Annotated in this window: 17 protein-coding genes and 1 pseudogene; 9 read left to right on the forward strand and 9 right to left on the reverse strand. The window is 56.0% G+C overall.

Translation table 11 applies throughout. The annotated features are described in order from the left end of the window. Positions 1-27: 27 nt before the first annotated feature. The 6 genes and pseudogenes from recA to mltB form a co-directional block, all read right to left on the reverse strand. Positions 28-1,085 (reverse strand): annotated as a pseudogene (recA, locus tag ACLHV9_RS19340) (recombinase RecA). Positions 1,086-1,174: 89 nt separating this feature from the next. Beyond that, positions 1,175-1,672, reverse strand: a complete 498-nt coding sequence (pncC, locus tag ACLHV9_RS19345) for a nicotinamide-nucleotide amidase (RefSeq protein ID WP_108091014.1) — start codon at positions 1,670-1,672, stop codon at positions 1,175-1,177. Positions 1,673-1,803: 131 nt separating this feature from the next. Continuing rightward, positions 1,804-2,682 (reverse strand): metal ABC transporter substrate-binding protein, encoded by an 879-nt coding sequence (locus ACLHV9_RS19350; protein WP_049006087.1) that lies wholly within the window; start codon positions 2,680-2,682, stop codon positions 1,804-1,806. 14 nt (positions 2,683-2,696) lie between these two features. Beyond that, positions 2,697-3,557: a metal ABC transporter permease gene (locus ACLHV9_RS19355; protein ID WP_028016813.1), complete on the reverse strand. Its 861-nt coding sequence runs from the start codon at positions 3,555-3,557 to the stop codon at positions 2,697-2,699. Then, entirely contained in the window at positions 3,554-4,207 is a 654-nt protein-coding gene (locus tag ACLHV9_RS19360; protein ID WP_108091015.1) for a metal ABC transporter ATP-binding protein, read from the reverse strand. Before ACLHV9_RS19360 ends, ACLHV9_RS19355 begins: the two co-directional genes overlap by 4 nt. Before the next feature lie 259 nt (positions 4,208-4,466). Then, positions 4,467-5,567 (reverse strand): lytic murein transglycosylase B, encoded by a 1,101-nt coding sequence (gene mltB / locus ACLHV9_RS19365; protein ID WP_176691090.1) that lies wholly within the window; start codon positions 5,565-5,567, stop codon positions 4,467-4,469. Positions 5,568-5,819: 252 nt separating this feature from the next. On the opposite strand from mltB, the gene srlA reads away from it, so the two are divergent. The 9 genes from srlA (at position 5,820) to ACLHV9_RS19410 (ending at position 14,634) form a co-directional block, all read left to right on the forward strand. After that, a complete protein-coding gene (gene srlA, locus ACLHV9_RS19370; RefSeq protein ID WP_028016816.1) occupies positions 5,820-6,383 on the forward strand; it encodes a PTS glucitol/sorbitol transporter subunit IIC in 564 nt (187 codons plus the stop codon). After that, the gene (locus ACLHV9_RS19375) at positions 6,380-7,339 is read left to right on the forward strand and encodes a PTS glucitol/sorbitol transporter subunit IIB (RefSeq protein WP_028016817.1); all 960 of its coding nucleotides are present in this window, start codon (positions 6,380-6,382) and stop codon (positions 7,337-7,339) included. The genes srlA and ACLHV9_RS19375 overlap by 4 nt, the downstream gene beginning before the upstream one ends. A gap of 12 nt (positions 7,340-7,351) precedes the next feature. Next, positions 7,352-7,714 (forward strand): PTS glucitol/sorbitol transporter subunit IIA, encoded by a 363-nt coding sequence (srlB, locus tag ACLHV9_RS19380; protein WP_049006091.1) that lies wholly within the window; start codon positions 7,352-7,354, stop codon positions 7,712-7,714. 14 nt (positions 7,715-7,728) lie between these two features. Next, positions 7,729-8,508 (forward strand): sorbitol-6-phosphate dehydrogenase, encoded by a 780-nt coding sequence (gene srlD, locus ACLHV9_RS19385; RefSeq protein WP_023294411.1) that lies wholly within the window; start codon positions 7,729-7,731, stop codon positions 8,506-8,508. Positions 8,509-8,575: 67 nt separating this feature from the next. Beyond that, the gene (gene gutM, locus ACLHV9_RS19390) at positions 8,576-8,935 is read left to right on the forward strand and encodes a transcriptional regulator GutM (protein ID WP_049006093.1); all 360 of its coding nucleotides are present in this window, start codon (positions 8,576-8,578) and stop codon (positions 8,933-8,935) included. A 63-nt stretch (positions 8,936-8,998) separates the two neighbouring features. Then, entirely contained in the window at positions 8,999-9,772 is a 774-nt protein-coding gene (locus tag ACLHV9_RS19395; RefSeq protein WP_028016820.1) for a DNA-binding transcriptional repressor, read from the forward strand. Beyond that, on the forward strand, positions 9,765-10,730 hold the full coding sequence (gene gutQ, locus ACLHV9_RS19400; protein ID WP_108091017.1) for an arabinose-5-phosphate isomerase GutQ: 966 nt from the start codon (positions 9,765-9,767) through the stop codon (positions 10,728-10,730). Before ACLHV9_RS19395 ends, gutQ begins: the two co-directional genes overlap by 8 nt. A 617-nt stretch (positions 10,731-11,347) precedes the next feature. Then, complete coding sequence (nagE, locus tag ACLHV9_RS19405) at positions 11,348-12,838, forward strand: N-acetylglucosamine-specific PTS transporter subunit IIBC (RefSeq protein WP_108091018.1); 1,491 nt, start codon at positions 11,348-11,350, stop codon at positions 12,836-12,838. Positions 12,839-12,969: 131 nt separating this feature from the next. Then, the gene (locus tag ACLHV9_RS19410; RefSeq protein ID WP_407220991.1) at positions 12,970-14,634 is read left to right on the forward strand and encodes an SgrR family transcriptional regulator; all 1,665 of its coding nucleotides are present in this window, start codon (positions 12,970-12,972) and stop codon (positions 14,632-14,634) included. On the opposite strand, the gene ACLHV9_RS19415 is transcribed toward ACLHV9_RS19410, so the two are convergent. The 3 genes from ACLHV9_RS19415 to hydN are packed head-to-tail and all read right to left on the reverse strand — an operon-like array spanning position 14,607 to position 18,399. After that, entirely contained in the window at positions 14,607-15,629 is a 1,023-nt protein-coding gene (locus ACLHV9_RS19415) for a HoxN/HupN/NixA family nickel/cobalt transporter (protein ID WP_108091020.1), read from the reverse strand. The genes ACLHV9_RS19410 and ACLHV9_RS19415 overlap by 28 nt on opposite strands. 1 nt (position 15,630) lies before the next feature. Further along, positions 15,631-17,847, reverse strand: coding sequence for a carbamoyltransferase HypF (hypF, locus tag ACLHV9_RS19420; protein ID WP_108091021.1), 2,217 nt, complete (start codon positions 17,845-17,847; stop codon positions 15,631-15,633). 6 nt (positions 17,848-17,853) lie between these two features. Next, positions 17,854-18,399, reverse strand: a complete 546-nt coding sequence (hydN, locus tag ACLHV9_RS19425) for an electron transport protein HydN (protein WP_028016826.1) — start codon at positions 18,397-18,399, stop codon at positions 17,854-17,856. Between the last annotated feature and the right edge of the window lie 134 nt (positions 18,400-18,533).

Below are 18,533 nucleotides of genomic sequence, written 5' to 3' on the forward strand. Positions count from 1 at the left end.
AGCAGCCCTTCGTCTTTATACGAAGCATTAAAAATCTTCGTTGGTTTCTTCAGCATCCACGCTATCAACTGCGAAGTCGGGTGTAGAGTCCTGATTGTTCAGCAGAAGCTCACGCACTTTCTTCTCAATTTCTTTCGCCGCAGCCGGGTTCTCTTTCAGCCAGGAGATCGCATTTGCTTTGCCCTGACCAATTTTGTCACCGTTATAGCTATACCAGGCGCCCGCTTTTTCAATCAGCTTCTCTTTCACGCCCAGGTCAACCAGCTCACCGAAGAAGTTAATCCCTTCACCGTAGAGGATCTGGAATTCAGCCTGTTTAAACGGCGCGGCAATTTTGTTCTTCACAACCTTCACGCGGGTTTCGCTTCCGACGACGTTCTCACCCTCTTTTACCGCACCGATACGGCGGATATCAAGACGGACAGACGCGTAGAATTTCAGCGCGTTACCACCGGTGGTGGTTTCCGGGTTACCGAACATTACACCAATTTTCATACGGATCTGGTTAATGAAGATCAGCAGCGTATTGGACTGTTTCAGGTTACCGGCCAGCTTACGCATTGCCTGGCTCATCATACGTGCCGCGAGGCCCATGTGAGAGTCACCGATTTCGCCTTCGATTTCGGCTTTTGGCGTCAGTGCGGCAACGGAGTCGACCACGATAACGTCAACGCACCAGAACGCGCCAGTGCGTCACAAATTTCCAGCGCCTGTTCACCGGTGTCCGGCTGAGAACAGAGCAGGTTGTCGATATCAACGCCCAGTTTGCGAGCATAAACAGGGTCCAGCGCGTGCTCGGCATCGATAAATGCACAGGTTTTACCTTCACGCTGTGCCGCAGCGATAACCTGCAGCGTCAGCGTCGTTTTACCTGAGGACTCTGGTCCGTAGATTTCTACGATACGGCCCATCGGCAGACCGCCAGCGCCCAGTGCGATATCCAGAGAAAGCGAACCGGTGGAGATGGTTTCCACGTCCATGGAACGGTCTTCACCCAGGCGCATGATGGAGCCTTTACCGAATTGCTTTTCGATCTGGCCCAGTGCTGCCGCCAACGCTTTCTGTTTGTTTTCGTCGATAGCCATTATTACTCCTGTCATGCCGGGAGAAGCGACTGTGCTTCACCGTGGATTTCTGTTCTGTTGGTGCAATTATACTGTATGGTCATACAGTATCAAGTATTTTGTAGAAATTGTTGCCAGAGCGTTTTTAACGCATATTCCGTTGCCTGACGGCGCACGCTTTCGCGATCGCCGCTAAAACACTCCCGGCGGGTGATCCCTTCACCTTTGGACGTGGCAAAACCAAACCAGACTGTGCCAACAGGCTTCACGTCGCTGCCGCCATCCGGGCCTGCAATGCCGCTGATTGAAATGGCGTAATCCGCGCGCGCCTCTTTGAGCGCACCAATTGCCATCTCAATCACCACCGGTTCGCTGACCGCGCCATGCTGTTCCAGCGTGAATTCACGCACGCCAATCATTTGCGCTTTAGCCTCGTTACTGTAGGTCACAAAGCCACGTTCAAACCAGGCGGAACTGCCGGCGATATCAGTAATCACTTTCGCAACCCAGCCGCCAGTACAGGACTCTGCAGTGGTGATTGTCGCACCACGTTGCTTAAGCGCCAGCCCAACTATCTCGCTAAGCTGCATCAATTCATGGTCAGTCATTCTCGCTCCAGGCATCAGAAAAACGTGCAGCACAAGATAGCACTTTCTCGTCAGATATGGGGATGCGCTTCAGGTTTTACGAGGGGGCTTCAGAAAAAAGCCGATGCGGGCGCACCGGCCATTAGAGAATGTTATTTCATGCTGTCGGCGAGGGTATTCACATTGTGACGAAACGCCTTCACGTAGGTGTCTGCCACTCCGCCTTTTGCCGACAGGGCTTCCGGATAAAGTTCACCACCCGGCTGAGCGCCCGTGGCTGACGCAATCTGTTTAACCAGACGCGGGTCGAGCTGGTTTTCCATAAACCAGGTTTTCACGCCGTCCGCTTTAATCTGATTAATAATCTCAGCAACCTGCGCCGCACTGGCTTCGCTCTCTGACGACAGCCCCTGTGGCGCCATAAACGTGACGCCATAGGCCCGGCTGAAATAACCGAAAGCGTCATGACTGGTCAGTACGTTACGCTTCGCCTGTGGGATCTGACTAAAGCGGGTTTTGGCCCAGTTATCCAGTTGAGTCAGTTGCGCGATATACGGCTTCCCTGAGGCCTCCAGTGCTGCTTTGTCTTCTGGATCGGCTTTTACCAGCCCGTTCAAAATATTTTGCGCATACAGCGCCCCGTTCGCCGCACTGTTCCACGCGTGAGGATCGGTCACGGTCTTTCCATCTTCCTCAAGCGTGTGGGTTTTCACCCCGGTTGAAGCGACGACCAGTTGGCCTTTAAATCCGGAGGCTTTCACCAGACGGTCAAGCCAGCCCTCCAGCCCCAGGCCGTTCACCACCACCACATCGGCCTTGCTCAGCGCCGCGCTGTCTTTCGGCGACGGCTCGAAGGTATGCGGATCGCCGTCCGGCCCCACCAGCGTCGTCACCTTCACATGATCGCCGCCGACCTCCTGGGTGATATCCCCCAATATTGAAAAACTCGTGACCACATTAAGTGTTTTCGCCATCACGCCGTGCGACAACATCCCCAGCGCGAGCGCCACTGCTAATCCTGTACGTTTCATCGTTTCCCCTTGCGTTAAAAAAACGCACGCAGGCTGCCAGCGAGCTGGCTTCGCGTGCCAAATAAAATAGAAATAAAGAAAAGTGCGCTGGCGGTGAGCACAATAGACGGCCCCGCAGGCAGGCTCACAGCCCAGGAAAGGCTTAACCCGAACCATGCACAGAAAATACCGCTCATCCCTGCCATCAGAAGTAATCCAGGTAGGGTGCGTACCCAGCATCGCGCGGCCACGGCGGGTAACATCATCAACCCGACGGCCATCAGCGTGCCAAGCACCTGAAAGCCCGCCACCAGGTTAAGCACCAGCAGCGCCAGAAACAGGCCATGCAACAGACCGGGTAACCAACGGGCATTCACCTGCAGCCACGCCGTATCAAACGCCTCTGTCACCAGCCCGCGATAAAAGACAGCCAGTACGATTAACGTGAAGATACAAACCCCAGCCACAAACAGTGCGGCATCGTTGTCCACGGCGAGAATAGAACCAAACAGCAAATGCAGCAGATCGACATTCGACCCACGCAGCGACACCAGCGTGACGCCTAATGCCAGCGATCCCAGATAGAACCCGGCAAAGCTGGCATCTTCTTTTAGCGGCGTGCGTCGGCTAACCAACCCGGCTACCAGCGCAACGGCAATCCCGGCGATAAAACCGCCGATACTCATCGCCAGCAATGACATGCCGCTGAGCAAATATCCCACTGCGACACCCGGCAAAATGGCATGAGAAAGGGCATCCCCCATCAGGCTCATCCTGCGTAGCTGAAGAAAAACCCCGAGCGCCGTGGTGCTGACCGACAGCGCCAGGCAAACCACCAGTGCGCGCCGCATAAAGCCGTACTCGATAAACGGCTGGAAAAAGAGTTGCCAAATCATGCCACCCTCACCCGCTCGGTTTTCCATTGGGGAACGTCAGCATCCAGCCGTAATGTCTGCGGGAAATGGCGCGAGACGCGCTCGCTATCGTGCAATACCGCGAGTAACGTTTGTCCCTGCATATACATCTCCAGCATCAAATCCATCAGCACGTTGCAGGTGGCTTCATCGACGCCGGTAAAGGGCTCGTCAAGCATCACCAGCGGCGCCTGCTGCACCAGGACACGGGCAAAAAGCATGCGCTGAAACTGGCCGCCGGAGAGCTCATCGATGGTGGATAGCGCCATGGATTCCAGCCCTACACGCTCAATCGCACCGGCAATCCGCAAGCGTGTTTCACGACGAAAGCCGGATAAAAGCGAAATGCCCGGCCAGCCCCCCATACTGACGACGTCCTGCACGGTCAACGGAAATTGCGCCTCCAGCGCGTGGCGCTGTGCCAGCCAGCCAATCACCGGGCGCTTTTCCTGCCAGCGCATACTCCCGCCCACGGGAGCGATAAACCCTGCGAGCGTTTTCAGGAGCGTCGATTTCCCGCAGCCGTTAGCGCCCACGATTGCGGTCATACTCCCGCGTTCAATGACGCCGGATAACGGCCGCGTGACGGGCTGACGTTCATAACCTGCGGTCAGTTCATTCATTACGATCATGGCAGCGCTACCGCCCAACTCACCGCCAGGCTGAGAAACACAATAATGGCCAGCGCCAGCAGAAGGCGAACTGGCGCAGAGAGCGAAAAAAGGGAAATTGACATCTCGACACCCGAAATAATGTTATAACATAACAATAATAAAAGGTATTGACGTTGTAAATGGTGTGTTTGAAAAGGGAGTGTGGCGAAATGTTTCAGCGAAAAATAGGGGACCATCTTCAGCCCTCTCCACCAGGGAGAGGGCTGAATCAAGCGAGTTACTGACTAAACGGCGACGCTGCAGGCACACGCGCCTGCGATACCGCCAGCCCCAGCTGCCACACGGCCATCGCATAGTGGGTGCTGTGGTTATAGCGGGTGATGGTGTAGAAGTTTGGCAGACCGTACCAGTACTGGTAACCGGTACCGATATCCAGACGCAGCAGGCTTGCCTGTTGCGCATTGCCCAGCGGCTGCGTTGGCGTTAAGCCTGCTGCTGCCAGCTGCGAAATGCTGTAGTTGGTTTTGAAGCCGTTTTCCAGCCCCGGCGCCTGGCCGTTAGCCTGCACCGCCACCTGGCCGCCCGGCACCCAGCCGTGCGCTTTGAAGTAGTTCGCCACGCTGCCAATAGCATCCACCGGATCCCACAGGTTGATGTGACCATCGCCGTTAAAGTCGACGGCGTATTGTTTATAGGAGGACGGCATAAACTGGCCATAACCCATCGCGCCGGCAAACGAACCTTTCAGATCGAGCGGATCATCTTGCTCATTACGCGCCATCAGCAGGAAGGTTTCCAGCTCGGAAGAGAAATATTCGGCACGGCGCGGGTAGTTAAAGGACAGTGTCGCCAGTGCATCCAGGATGCGGGTTTTGCCCATCACGCGGCCCCAGCGGGTTTCCACGCCGATAATCCCGACGATAATTTCCGGCGGCACGCCGTAGACCTGCCACGCACGGTTCAGCGCATCCTCATACTGATTCCAGAACACGACGCCATTCTGCACGTTGTCCGGGGTAATAAACTGTTTGCGATAGCGCAACCATGCGCCATTTGGCCCGCTCGGCGCCTGGGCCGTCGGTGCCTGTCTGTCCATCAGGCGCAACACGTAATCAAGACGCTTCGCCTGAGATAAAATTTCGTGCAGTTGTTGCCTGTCAAAGCCGTGTTTGCTCACCATTTTATCAATGAACTGCTCGGCCGCCGGGTTATTCGCGAAGTCGCCGCCCATCTGCATCATATTGTGCTGCGGCTCCAGCAGGAATCCTCCGGAAGGCGCGCCTGCCGTTTGCTGAACGGTTTCGGTCTTAGGTTTGCTACTACAGGCAGACAGCAGAATAAGCGCAGGTAACAACGCTGCATAACGACGCTTGAACATGAGACATCCATTTAACGGGTTCGATAAGAGCTCAGTATGGTAAAGCATCCGCAACACCTCAAGGAAGCAGTACGCACCTCCCCCACGCAAATCCTCGCTTTTTTCCACCTAAAATCATTGACCTCATCAATAAACTTTCAAAATAATACATTTTTCTTTCATTGTGAGATCTAACTAACACTTTAAAACCTTTCAAAGTGATTATTATTAGCCCGGTCAGACAAAAACAAAAAAGCCCCACAGGAGAGAAGAATGATAGAAACCATCACCCACGGCGCCGAGTGGTTCATCGGGCTGTTTCAGAAAGGCGGAGAAGTGTTCACCGGCATGGTGACCGGGATCCTGCCCCTGCTGATCAGCCTGCTGGTGATCATGAACGCGCTGATCAACTTTATCGGCCAGCAGCGCATTGAACGCTTCGCTCAGCGTTGCGCGGGTAACCCACTGTCCCGCTACCTGGTATTACCCTGTATCGGTACCTTCGTTTTCTGCAACCCGATGACCTTAAGCCTCGGGCGTTTTATGCCAGAAAAGTACAAACCAAGTTACTACGCAGCGGCCTCCTACAGCTGCCATTCGATGAACGGTCTGTTCCCGCACATCAACCCCGGCGAGCTGTTTGTCTATCTCGGGATAGCCAGCGGCCTTACCACCCTTGGTCTGCCACTCGGACCACTGGCGGTGAGCTATCTGCTGGTTGGCCTCGTCACCAACTTCTTCCGCGGCTGGGTGACGGACCTCACCACCGCCATTTTCGAGAAAAAAATGGGCATCCAGCTTGAACAGAAAGTCCATCTTTCAGGAGCCACAGCATGAACCGGATCCGCATTGAGAAAGGCACGGGCGGCTGGGGCGGCCCGCTGGAGTTCGACGCAACAGAAGGCAAAAAGATCGTCTACATCACCGCAGGCACACGCCCGGCGATCGTTGACAAACTACGCGAGCTGACCGGCTGGGAAGCGGTTGACGGCTTTAAAGAGGGCGAGCCACCGGAAGCGGAAATCGGCGTGGCGGTGATCGACTGCGGCGGCACGCTGCGCTGCGGCATCTATCCTAAGCGTCGCATTCCGACGGTGAATATTCACTCCACCGGCAAGTCAGGCCCGCTGGCGCAATACATCCTGGAAGACATTTATGTGTCGGGCGTGAAAGAGGACAACATCACTCTGGTGAATGGCTCCCCTGCCCCACAAAAAGCCACACCGCGTGATTACGACACCAGCAAAAAAATCACCGAACAGAGCGATGGTCTGTTGGCAAAAGTCGGCATGGGCATGGGGTCCGCCGTGGCGGTGCTGTTCCAGTCCGGGCGCGACACTATTGATACCGTGCTGAAAACCATTCTGCCATTTATGGCATTCGTCTCGGCGCTGATCGGCATCATCATGGCCTCCGGTCTGGGTGACTGGATTGCCCACGGACTCGCCCCGCTCGCCAGCCATCCGCTTGGGCTGGTCACACTGGCGCTGATCTGCTCCTTCCCGCTGCTGTCGCCGTTTCTCGGCCCTGGGGCGGTGATTGCTCAGGTCATCGGCGTGCTGATTGGTGTGCAAATTGGTCTGGGTAATATTCCCCCGCACCTTGCTCTGCCCGCCCTGTTTGCCATTAACGCCCAGGCGGCATGCGACTTCATTCCCGTTGGGTTGTCGCTAGCCGAAGCGCGCCAGGACACCGTGCGCGTGGGCGTGCCGTCCGTGCTGGTAAGCCGCTTCCTGACGGGCGCGCCGACGGTGCTGATTGCCTGGTTTGTCTCTGGCTTTATTTATCAATAAGAGGTTCTTGTTATGACCGTGATTTACCAAACCACCATTACCCGCATCGGCCAGAGCGCGGCGGAGGCACTGAGCGACCAGATGCTGATCACCTTCCGCGAAGGTGCCCCGGCGGATATCGAAGAGTTTTGCTTTATCCACTGCCATGGCGTTCTGAACGGTGAACTCAAGCCCGGCAGCCAGCTGGAGCTGGGTGAAACGCGTTATGCCGTGACCGCCGTCGGTGAGGTAGCCGAACAAAACCTGCGCGAGCTGGGCCATATCACCCTGCGTTTTGACGGCCAGCCGCAGGCGGAATACCCCGGCACGGTTCACGTCGATGGCCCGGTTCCGCAGGCTGTTACCCCAGGCTGTACATTAAAATTTGTTGCGTAATTAAGGAGAATCACATGAGTCAGGTTGCCGTTGTCATTGGTGGGGGACAAACGTTAGGTGAGTTCCTCTGCCGTGGGCTTGCCGCAGAGGGTTACCGCGTGGCGGTAGTGGATATTCAGAGTGAAAAAGCTGCCCGCGTGGCGGATACCATCAACACCGAGTTTGGCGAAGGGATGGCATACGGGTTTGGCGCCGATGCCACCAGCGAGCAGAGCGTAATGGCGCTTGCCCGCGGTGTGGACGAGATTTTTGGCCGTACCGACCTGCTGGTTTACAGCGCGGGAATTGCAAAAGCGGCCTTTATCAGCGATTTCGAACTGGGGGATTTTGACCGCTCGCTGCAGGTGAACCTGGTGGGTTATTTCCTCTGCGCCCGCGAGTTTTCCCGCCTGATGATCCGCGACGGCATTCAGGGGCGCATTATTCAGATTAACTCGAAATCCGGCAAAGTGGGCAGCAAGCACAACTCCGGTTATAGCGCGGCAAAATTTGGCGGCGTCGGGCTAACGCAGTCTCTGGCGCTGGATCTGGCCGAATATGGCATTACCGTTCACTCGCTGATGCTGGGCAACCTGCTGAAATCGCCGATGTTCCAGTCCCTGCTGCCGCAGTATGCCACCAAGCTCGGTATCAAAGCTGAAGAAGTGGAACAATATTACATTGATAAAGTGCCGCTCAAGCGCGGATGCGACTATCAGGACGTGCTGAATATGCTGCTGTTTTACGCCAGTCCAAAAGCTTCGTACTGCACCGGGCAGTCAATTAACGTCACCGGCGGGCAGGTCATGTTCTGATCGAGCAGGCTGATGCCCTCACCCTAACCCTCTCCCTGTGGGAGAGGGAACACAACAAGGAGCCGATATGGTCACAGCACTCATCACCGTCGCCGCCCTCGCCTGGTTCTGCCAGATGGCTTTCGGCGGCTGGCAGATCCATCAGTTTAACCGCGCCTTTGATGCGCTGTGTCAGAAAGGCCGCGTGGGCGTCGGGCGTTCTGGTGGACGTTTCAAACCACGCGTGGTGGTTGCCGTTGCGCTGGACGAAGATGACAAGGTCTGCGATTCCCTCATCATGCGCGGCATGACCGTTTTCGCCCGCCCGGCGAAAATCCAGGCGATTAACGGACTGTCGTTGCAGGAATTGCAGCCTGATGTGATCTTTCCCCATGATCCACTCTGTCAGAATGCACTATCATTAGCGCTTAATCTGAAACATGGATAATTTCGTTGTGAAAGCTATAGACTTGCGAAATTATCATTTCGCAACCTAAGGAACGAAGCGCCTATGAAACCTCGTCAGCGGCAGGCGGCCATTCTCGAGCATCTGCAAAAGCAGGGAAAATGCTCGGTAGACGATCTGGCCCACTACTTTGACACCACCGGCACGACAATACGCAAAGACCTGGTATTGCTCGAAAACTCTGGCGCCGTCATTCGGACTTACGGCGGTGTGGTGCTCAATAAGGATGAAGCCGACCCGCCTATCGATCACAAAACGCTGATCAACACCCACCAGAAGGCGCTGATTGCCGAAGCGGCGGTGAAATTTATTCACGATGGCGATTCCATCATTCTTGACGCAGGCAGTACCGTGTTGCAAATGATCCCGCTACTCAGTCGCTTTAACAACATCACGGTGATGACCAACAGCCTGCATATCGTCAACGCCCTCTCTGAATTCGATAGCGAGCAAACCATTCTGATGCCGGGTGGCACCTTTCGTAAGAAATCGGCGTCATTCCACGGCCAGCTGGCAGAGAACGCCTTCGACCACTTCAGCTTTGATAAACTCTTTATGGGCACCGACGGCATCGACCTGAACGCGGGCGTGACCACCTTCAACGAGGTGTTCAGCGTCAGCAAAGCCATGTGCAATGCCGCGCGGGAAGTGATTCTGATGGCAGATTCATCGAAGTTTGGCCGTAAAAGCCCCAATATCGTTTGCAGCCTGGAAAGCGTCGACAAACTGATTACCGACGCAGGTATCGACCCGGCGTTCAAAAAAGCGCTGGAAGAGAAAGGCATCGACGTGATCGTAACCGGAGAGAAAGATGAGTGATTTTCTGTTAAACGCTGGCCGCCAGACCCTGATGCTGGAGCTACAGGAAGCCAGCCGCCTGCCCGAACGCTTGGGCGAGGATTTTGTTCGCGCGGCCAACACCATTATTCAGTGCGAAGGTAAGGTGATTGTCTCCGGAATAGGTAAGTCAGGTCACATCGGTAAGAAAATTGCGGCGACGCTTGCCAGCACCGGTACTCCGGCCTTTTTTGTTCATCCGGCAGAAGCACTGCACGGCGATCTGGGGATGATCGAAAGCCGCGATGTGATGCTGTTTATCTCCTACTCCGGTTCGGCCAAAGAGCTGGATCTCATCATTCCGCGCCTGCAGGAAAAAACGGTCGCTCTGCTGGCAATGACCGGCAAATCCCGCTCGCCGCTGGCGCTGGCAGCCAAGGCCACGCTGGATATTTCCGTTGAGCGTGAAGCCTGTCCGATGCACCTCGCCCCCACATCCAGCACCGTTAATACGCTGATGATGGGCGACGCGCTGGCAATGGCAGTGATGCAGGCGCGCGGCTTTAACGAAGAAGATTTCGCCCGTTCACATCCGGCGGGTGCGCTCGGCGCACGCCTGCTCAACAAGGTTCATCACCTGATGCGCATCGACGATGCCATCCCACAGGTCAAACTCGATACCAGCGTGATGGACGCGATGCTGGAACTGAGCCGTACCGGGCTGGGATTGGTCGCCGTGTGTGACAGCGACAGCTTTGTTAAAGGTGTATTTACCGACGGCGATCTGCGTCGCTGGCTGGTCGGAGGCGGCAAGCTGGAATCGCCGGTTTCTGAAGCGATGACCCAGGGCGGGCTGACGTTGAACGCCGACAGCCGCGCCATTGAGGCCAAAGAGGTTCTGATGAAACGTAAAATCACCGCCGCACCGGTGGTGGATGACGGCGGCAAGCTGTGCGGCGCCATCAACCTGCAGGATTTCTACCAGGCTGGAATTATCTAATCTTTGAGCCCTGGACACTTCGCCAGCCGGTGCAGGTTGGCGAAGTTCAAAAGTCTAAACGCTTTTTTTTACGCAATTTATTCATAAAATAAATACAAATAAGATAAATCATCGCTATCAATCCTTTATTTATTATTCCCATCAATACTTAAAACCGGAACACCTGAAAAACATTGCCCTGTTTTATTCCCTAATAACAATCTACCCTGATCACACATTAACGCGAAGGGGTATTTCATGGCACATTTCACCGAAGAGCTTAACTATCTCGCTCACTATTTTAAGCAGGTCAGAAAAGCAGAGCACATTTTATTTCGCTAGCTATGGGTGAGTCCTGAAGCTCGTATCGAGCGCCTGCGGGAGCTGATGATTCCGGTAAGCAAACGTGATAACTGAAGGTCTGGCGGCGCTTCTCCTTCAGCAAATGTGTGAAGCGCCACCAGCAAAAACCGGAACAAATAATAGAATGCATCATTGTTTATTTCAGGAATGACTCACCTGAGGAATATAATAAAAATTAATTTATATCGCATCACATTTTTATCTCCTCTGCTTCCACATTAAAATAAAAGCTGTTATTTTCCGATGTGAATTAAGTCTTTTTGGAATCCTCTCTCATGAATGCATTTAGTTATCTTCAACGTCTGGGTAAAGCCCTGATGTTGCCTATCGCCACCTTACCAGTTGCAGCCATATTATTACGCCTCGGCCAGCCTGACGTATTTAATATTCCGTTTATTGCCAGTGCCGGTGGCGGGATCTTCGACAGCCTGCCGCTGTTGTTTGCTCTGGGTATCGCCATTGGTCTGGCAAAAGACAATGCAGGTGCTGCAGCTCTCGCGGGTGCTGTCGGCTTTCTGGTCCTCACCAAAGCCACAGCGGTGATTAACGCCTCCATTAACATGTCCTTCTTTGCCGGGATTATTGCGGGTGTGGTGGCCGGTCACTGCTATAACCGCTTCTCCAATACTAAACTGCCGGATTTCCTTGCGTTCTTTGCTGGTAAACGTCTGGTGCCCATCATGACCGGGTTAATTTGTCTATTCATCGCATGGATTTGCGGCTACGTCTGGCCTTCCGTGCAGCACGGCATTGATACCTTCAGTTTGCTGGTGTCCCGTAGCGGTGAGCCCGGCTGGTTTATTTACGGTGTCCTTAACCGCGCGTTAATTCCTTTCGGCCTGCACTACATACTGCATTCCGTCTTCTGGTTCAGCCTCGGTGACTGTCTGAAAGTGACTTACGATGCTGCCAGCGCGGTACATAACATCTGTCTCGCGCCGGACGTGGTGAAAGGTCTGGTCGTTGGCAGCATGGTGCCAGGTATTGACGGATCCAGCATCACGCAGATTGCCACCGACTTAACCCGGGGCGATCTTAACCGCTTCTTTGCCGGTGACCCGCATGCAGGGGTCTACATGGCCTGGGCATATCCGATCTTTATGGGCGGTCTTCCGGGCGCGGCACTGGCGATGTATTTCGCCGCGCCAAAAGCACGTCGCTCAGCCGTCGGCGGGATGCTGCTCTCTGTCGCCCTGACCGCCTTCCTGACGGGCATTACCGAGCCAATTGAGTTCTCCTTCCTGTTCCTCGCTCCAGCCCTGTATGCCCTGCATGCGGTACTTGCTGGTGTGAGTATGGTAATCGCCAACAGCCTCGGCGTGCTGCATGGCTTTGGTTTTTCCGCCGGGCTTATCGACTTCGTCCTGAACTGGGGTCTTGCCACGAAGCCATGGCTCCTGATCCCTCTGATTGCTCTGTTCTTCGCGATCTACTTTGTGGTATTCACGTTCGCGATTCGCTTCTTCAAGCTGAAAACGCCGGGTCGCGAAGACGACGACACGGTAACGGGTGATTCTGACGATCAAAGCGAGGCGATTGCCCAATACATCGCAGCATTGGGTGGCAAAGATAACCTGAAGATTGTCGATGCCTGTATAACTCGCCTGCGCTTAACGCTTACAGATAACAGCGTGCTGGATGAACAGGCGCTGAAATCACTGGGGGCGAAAGGCATTCTGAAAATGGGTACGCAGAACGCGCAGGTGATTCTGGGCCCACAGGCCGAAAGCATCGCGCTGAAGATCCGGGCGCAGATCGAAGCCTGACGCTGCACAATCCTGTTCCCTCTCTCACCGGAGAGGGAATAAAACCGGAACACTTTATATATCCCACCCTTATTTATTCCGCAAAACACCCTACACTCTCACCATTCTCCTTTTGTTACCGGTACGCCGTCATGCGCCAGCTTCAGAAAATCCGACAGTATCAACGGCTTTATCAGCACTACGGCACAGAGCCAAAGCCCACGACCATCGCGGAAGTGGCCGGTGTCGCGTTATGCAGTGAGCGCCATGCACGCACATTGCTGCGCCAGCTTACGCAAAGCGGATGGTTAAGCTGGCAGGCGCAACCAGGACGTGGGCATCGTGCCATCCTGCATTGCCTGACAACCACCAGCGAACTGAGCGCACCGCTGATGCATGCCTGCCTGGAAAAAGGGGACTACCAGAGCGCGTTGCAGCTGGCCGATGGCGACCCGGCTAGCCTGCATCACATCATTACTCCGTTTTTAGGGGGTAAATGGCTTAAACACCAGCCGACGCTCCGTATTCCGTGGTATCGCCCGCTCACCTTGCTTCATCCCGCTTTCCAGCGTCGCCGTGCCGAACAGCATATTATCTGCGCGGTTCACGCTGGGTTGACGCGTTACGTCCCCGGCCACCCGCAACCGGTGGCCGATTTAGCCCATCACTGGGAGAGTAGTGACGACAAACTTCGCTGGCGCTTTTACCTGCGTAGCGGTGCGCACTGGCATAACGGACAAGCGATCAGCGATGAAGATATTCTCGGCGCGCTGCACCAGTTGTTGGCCGATCCCGCACGTAATACAGGGCTAACTCACGTGAGCAAAGTGATGCTTATCGCACCGTGGTGTCTGGAAATCACGCTTAACGCGCCAGACGCCATGCTGGCGCATCGTCTCGCGCATCATGTTTGCCGTTTGCCACATCCGCAACAACCGAATGTGGGTGCAGGCCCCTTTGCAATTGCTCATCATCACTCGCACTATCTGCGCCTTGAGCGTCAGCCGTGGTACTTTGCGACACATCCCCTGCTGCATGCAATTGAGTTCTGGCGAACCCGCGCCGGAACAGAAAAACCGGCATGGATAACCGTTGGTAAAGGAGAAAACGCCCAGGAGTCCATCACCACCACCAGCGGTGGGTTTTCCTGGCTGATGGTGAATGCCCGGTTACCAAAACCGCTGGCCGCCTGGTTACGCCAGGAAATCCAGCATCTTAACCAGCAGTTCATCCGCCGGGATGATGTTGAAACCCGTACGGAAATACTGCCCGGGATCACGACACCCGCGTATCCTGAAGCGCCTGACGTGACGCTTCCACCAGCCCTTTCACTGGTCTGCTATCACACGCCGGTGCTGTGCGATCTCGCCGGCATGCTGCAAACTCGCCTGAAAAAGCGTGGCTGCGACGTCACGATTCACTGGAAAGATCGCGAAGAGTGGCATGCGCCTGACGCGCTGGCGCAAGCGGATATCTTACTGGGGGATTATCTTGCCGGTGAAGTACCGGTCTTTGCGCTGGCAGAGTGGTTTACTGAAGAACCCGCGTGGATCGCCGCGCTGGGTGAGAGCGCGTGGCAAAACGCAAAGCAGACGCTGATGGCGTATTGCGAAAGTGAGGAAACGCTAAGAGCACACTTGCCCGCCTTCTTTCATCGCCTGCTTGAAAGCGGCGCCTGTACGCCGCTTTTCCACTACCGCTATCGCATCAACACGATGGAAAATGTGCAGAACATTGTGCTGACTGCCAGCGGCTGGCTTGATTTCACCCGCGCCTGGCTACCGCCGGCTCAGGAGCGCACGACCAGCGCATCGTAGCCGCGCCAGCGGTAGTTGACCATGGAGATCAGCCAGCAGGCGACAAACAGCCCGACCACCACAAATCCGGCGTTGCCCAGGTTGTCGTTTACCGCGCCAATCACATCCCAGACGCCACCGCTGAGGGCGAATTTATCCATCAGCAGACCCAGCGCTTCCAGCCCGCCAATAAACAGCGCCACCACCACAGATGTCCCGGTAATGGTCATGTTGTAGTAGAGCTTACGTTGCGGTTTGTTAAACGCCCATCCGTAAGCACCGACCATCAACAAATTGTCGAGGGTATCGACCAGCGCCATACCGCTGGCGAAGAGCGCCGGGAAGATCATGATTGACCACACCGACATCCCGTGAGAGGCGCTGGCGGCAGAAATGCCCAACACGCCAATTTCGGTGGCAGTGTCAAACCCCAGACCAAACAGGAATCCGACCAGGTACATCTGCCAGCTTTTGTTGACCAGCCGGAAGGTTGCGCCAAATAACCAGTTCATGACGCCGCCCTGTGCAGGTAACTCTACTTCACTGCTTGTCGCGCGCCCCTTTTTCAGCGCCTGAAAACTGCGCCAGACGCCGCGTAAAATCACCATATTGACCAGCGCCATCGCCAGCAGGAAAGTCGCGGAAACGGCTGTTCCAATCAGACTCCCTGTCTCGTGAAACCATGCCATATTTTTCTGAAACGCCGTAGCGGTGGCAGCAATGGCAATGGAGGCCAGCACCACGATGGTGGAATGACCCAGCGAGAACCAGGCCCCTACGCCGGATGGGCGTTTGCCCTGCTGCATCATCTTACGCGTGACGGTATCAATAGCCGCAATGTGGTCGGCATCCACCGCATGGCGAAGTCCGTAACACCAGGCAAGCAGGCTTGCCGCCATCAACGCCGTGCTGCCGCTGAAGGTTTGCCATGCCCATCCCCAGGCCAGCAGGTTTGCCATTACCAGAGCCAGCAGCAGAAGCGCGGCGCGAGGTTCATTGCGTAAGAGTCGTAACATTTTAAGTCCTTTGTGAACATGACCGGGCGGCGGCGACCACCGCCTGCCCGAAGGAGATCGCTCCGTCACCTGCGGGCAGGCGCGAAGGAAAAAGAAGCGTAAAGTCTGAAAGATAATGACGCAGACGCGCACGCAGCAGGCGGTTGTGTAACACCCCACCGCTGAAGCACACCGTGGAAAGTGATAAACGCATGGCATGCAATTTGACTAATTGCGCCAACCCTTTTGCCAGCGCATCGTGAAACGCCCATGCGCGTTCGCAGGGCTCCGCCTGCCAGTTCAGCCATTGCTGCCAGAAGAGGGAGAGATTATCCACCGAAAGCGTGACCGGGTGCGCGACACCGGCGCACTGTGAAGCCAGTGCTTCCAGCCGGCAAGCCGCTTCACTTTCGTAGCGTTGCGTTTCTATGCCCAGCGCGCAGGCGATTGCATCGAAAAGCCTTCCGCATGACGAGGCCAGCGGCGCATTGACGCCACGCCCGATTGCTGTCGCCAGCAGCGGCCAGTTTTGGCGCTGTACCGCACGCGTTTCCGGGTAGTGCTGCCAGTCAGGCACAAACGCCAGGCAATGTGCGAGTAAATTGCGCCACGGCTGAACGGCCGCCAGATCCCCACCAGGCAACGCCACGGCAGGTAATCCACCGAGATGCTCGCAGTCGCAGTAGTTCACCCGCAGACATTCCCCCCCCCACAGCGCACCGTTCTCGCCCATGCCGATCCCGTCCAGCGTCAACGCGATAACATCGCCACCGTCGAGCGGCCAGCCGTTTTCAGCCAGGCACGCCGCCGCGTGTGCGTGATGGTGCAACACGGTGTCGACCGGCAACGCCTGCTCGTGTGCCCATTGTCGGGTGTGGTAACCCGGATGGGCATCGCACACCACACGCTCCGGTTGAAAGGTATAGATCTGCTGCATCAGCGCCAGTGCCGAACGCCACTGGGCTTCGACACCCTCGTCACTGAGATCGCCAAAATGCTGGCTCAGCACGGCCTGGTTCCCGCGCACCAGGCAGAACGTATTTTTCATCTCGCTACCTGTACACAACATAGCGGGTATATTGCTAAAACCTGCAGGCAACGTGATGGCATCCGGTACAAAACCGCGCGCACGGCGCAGCATTGTCCCGTCCTGAAGCAGGACCGAATCATCCATCCTCTGCACAATGTCGCGGTTGTGGAGCAGAAAACCGTCTGCAATCTCCCCAAGCTCGTCCAGCGCCTGCTGATTACTGATGGCGGGCGGTTTGCCGCTGAGATTACCGGAGGTCATCACCAGCGGACGCTGGCAGTCGAGCATGAGCAAATGTTGCAGCGGGTTTGCGGGCAGCATGATGCCTACCGAGTCCAGGCCCGGAGCTATCTCGTCGGGCAACGCGGGCAACCACACCTTTGGCGTGAGCACAATGGGGGCTGCAGGTGAGCATAACAGCGTCTGAATCGCCGTCGGCAGCGCTTCCGCCTGCGGGATCATCACGGCCAGCGGCTTCGAGGGACGCTGTTTGCGCGTTCGAAGTCGCGCGACCGCCTGCGGATTGAGCGCATCACAGGCGAGGTGAAAACCCCCTAACCCTTTGATGGCAACAATGCCACCGTTTTTCAGCATCTCTACCGCAGCGCTTAACGCAGACTCGCGGGTGGCAATGCTGTCTCCCGCACGCCATTCCAGCTCCGGCCCGCAGTCCGGGCAGGCGACGGGCTGCGCATGAAAACGGCGGTCTGCGGGGTTGCGATACTCCGTTTCACACGGTTCGCACAGGGGGAATGTCGCCATCGACGTGGCCGGGCGGTCATAAGGCATGGCGCGGATAATGGTAAAACGCGGACCACAGTGGGTGCAGTTGATAAACGGATAGCGATAACGGCGTTCACGGGGATCGCGCATCTCAGCCAGGCATGCCGGACAGGTAGCGGCATCCGGTACAATCTGGGTGTCCATCGCACCGCCCGCGCTGTGACGGATGGTAAAGTCCTCCGGCACACGCCTCCAGGTGAAGGGCTGCAAGTCGATCGCGTCAATACGCGCCAGCGGTGGGCAGTCCTGGCGCAGCCTCGCGGTAAAGGCCCCCCCATTACCCGCGAGCCGCACCAGCACGCCCTCTCCGTCATTGCAGACGTCGCCGGATAACTGAAGCGACTGCGCCAGTTGCCAGACGAAGGGACGAAACCCGACGCCCTGCACTTTGCCGCGCACGCGCAGCTGTACGCCGTTACTGCACATGGCGGATCAGAACAGCAGAGATGAAGAGGTATCGAACACCGCACGACGGCGTTTTTCCGCACTCATCTGTTCGAGCTTTTCGCGATCAACACACACCAGGGCGTGCGTCGGGCAGGCTTCTATGCAGGCCGGGCCCGCTTCACGGTGGTAGCAGAGGTCACACTTGTTGGCTTCGGCTTTGTCCGTGCGCACATTCAGGCCCATGCCGCTGTTACGCACAACCGGACGGACAACCACTTCCATCGCGCCATACGGGCAGGCAACCACGCAGGTTTTACAGCCGATGCAGCGCTCCTGCATCACGTGCACAAACCCTTTTTCGCGTTTAATCGCCCCGTTCGGGCAGACATTCGCGCACGGTGCGTCTTCGCACTGACGACAGATGGCGGCGGTGGAAATATTCACGCCTTTAATGACATGGATGCGGGGCAAAAAAGTATCAGGGGTAAGCGACGCGCAATCCTGCTCCGCCTGATGGGAAACCACGCACGCCACTTCACAGGTACGGCAACCAATGCACTTACTGGCATCGGCCATAATAAAACGGTTCATCTGCTTCTCCAGCATTACTGTTATGCGCGGAGATATTCATAAACCGTGCCAATTATTAAGGCATTGATTTTAAATAAATTTAAAAATTACGCTGGCACTGTCATCGTCACTTCTGACGATGACAGCTGTCGACA

It is taken from the genome of Enterobacter sp. CPE_E890 (assembly GCF_046521475.1).
GTDB lineage: Bacteria > Pseudomonadota > Gammaproteobacteria > Enterobacterales > Enterobacteriaceae > Enterobacter > Enterobacter adelaidei.